Here is a 1,952-nt window from a genome sequence, read left to right as displayed (position 1 = left end):
GCCGCCGGGTCCGCGGTGGCGTCCTCGGGGTGGTTGTGTGGTCGTGACCTGGGGGAATGCTGCACGGTGGGTCCTTCCTGCGACGGAGGGACCGACCCGCGGAAACACCGAAGGCCGCCCCTCGGGCGGCCTTCGCGGAGTCTTCCGGGTACGCGAGATCAGGTGGCCGCCGGTTGGACGGGCCACCACCAGGTGCGGGCATCGAGCGCGTACATGGCGGAAACCATAGCCGACCGCGGCCCGGCCGCATCGCATCCGGCGGCTCACTGTCTGCTCCGTCTCATCTGTCGGTCACCGGCCGGGGCAGTGCGGGCGAACCCGTAATCTTGGCTCCGTGACTGTCAACGCCGAACCCGCCACGAGCGCCGCCGGTATCCCCCAGACCTGGCGCGACCTGCCCGCGGCGCAGCAGCCCGACTGGCCGGACCCCGCGGCTCTGCGCGACGTGACCGCCGAGTTGCAGTCGTATCCGCCGCTGGTCTTCGCGGGCGAGTGCGACCAACTGCGCGACCAACTGGGCGCGGTCGCCCGGGGCGAGGCGTTCCTGCTGCAGGGCGGTGACTGCGCGGAGGCGTTCGACGCGGTCTCGGCCGAGCACATCAGGAACAAGCTGAAGACACTGCTGCAGATGAGCGCCGTGCTCACGTACGCCGCGTCCGTCCCCGTCGTCAAGGTCGGCCGGATCGCCGGGCAGTACTCCAAGCCCCGCTCCAAGCCCACCGAGACCCGCGACGGCATCACCCTGCCCGTCTACCGGGGCGACTCCGTCAACGGGTTCGAGTTCACCCCCGAGTCCCGCACGCCGGACCCCGAGCGGCTGAAGCGGATGTACCACGCCTCGGCGGCCACGCTGAACCTCGTGCGCGCCTTCACCACCGGCGGCTACGCCCACCTGCGCCAGGTGCACGCCTGGAACCAGGACTTCGTCCGCTCCTCGCCCTCCGGCCAGCGGTACGAGGCGCTGGCCCGCGAGATCGACCGGGCGATGAGCTTCATGCACGCCTGCGGCGTGGACCCGGAGGAGTTCAAGACCGTCGAGTTCTTCTCCTCGCACGAGGCGCTGATCCTCGACTACGAGTCGGCGCTGACGCGCACCGACTCGCGCACCGGCAAGCTCTACGACGTCTCCGGGCACATGGTCTGGATCGGCGAGCGCACCCGGCAGCTCGACCACGCGCACATCGAGTTCGCCTCCCGGATCAGCAACCCCATCGGCGTCAAGCTGGGCCCGACGACCACCCCGGAGGAGGCGCTCGCGCTGATCGACCGCCTCGACCCGGAGCGGATCCCGGGGCGGCTGACGTTCGTCAGCCGGATGGGCGCCGACAAGGTACGCGACCGGCTGCCCGTGCTGGTGGAGAAGGTCACCGCCGCCGGCGCCCAGGTGGCGTGGGTCTCCGACCCGATGCACGGCAACACCTTCGAGGCCGCCTCCGGCCACAAGACCCGCCGCTTCGACGACGTGCTCGACGAGGTCAAGGGCTTCTTCGAGGTGCACAAGGCGCTCGGCACCCACCCCGGCGGCATCCACGTGGAGCTGACCGGCGACGACGTGACCGAGTGCGTGGGCGGCGGGGACGAGATCTTCGTCGACGACCTGCACCAGCGCTACGAGACGGCGTGCGACCCGCGGCTCAACCGCAGCCAGTCGCTCGACCTGGCATTCCTGGTCGCGGAGATGTACCGGGACCAGTGAGCCGGCCGGCCGCGACGTAACGCAGGTCACGGCAGGGCACCTCTTTCACGGCACCCCCCGGGCCGGGTAAGGTTAGGATTACCTAATCGTCCCGACCCGGGGGTCCGTGTGTTCGTGTGCTCGTGCTTCGGCATCACCGAGGAGCAGGTGCGCGAGCACGCCTCGGCCGGGCGCTGCACCCCCCGCCAGATCGCCTCGGACTGCAAGGCGGGCACGGACTGCGGCTCGTGCGTACGCCGGATCCAGGCGCTGCTCG

General features: G+C 70.7%; 2 protein-coding genes. Both read left to right on the top strand.

Going from position 1 to position 1,952, the window contains the following annotated elements:
* Positions 1-334 precede the first annotated feature (334 nt).
* A complete protein-coding gene (locus H5J30_RS30055; RefSeq protein WP_181790536.1) occupies positions 335-1,696 on the top strand; it encodes a class II 3-deoxy-7-phosphoheptulonate synthase in 1,362 nt (453 codons plus the stop codon).
* 108 nt (positions 1,697-1,804) lie between these two features.
* On the top strand, positions 1,805-1,952 hold a 148-nt coding region (locus H5J30_RS30050), incomplete at its 3' end, for a (2Fe-2S)-binding protein (protein WP_181790534.1).

It is taken from the genome of Streptomyces phytophilus (assembly GCF_013870535.1).
Lineage (GTDB): Bacteria > Actinomycetota > Actinomycetes > Streptomycetales > Streptomycetaceae > Streptomyces > Streptomyces phytophilus.
The sequence above is the reverse complement of the archived record's forward strand: the minus strand, read 5'-3'. Positions and strand labels throughout refer to the sequence as shown.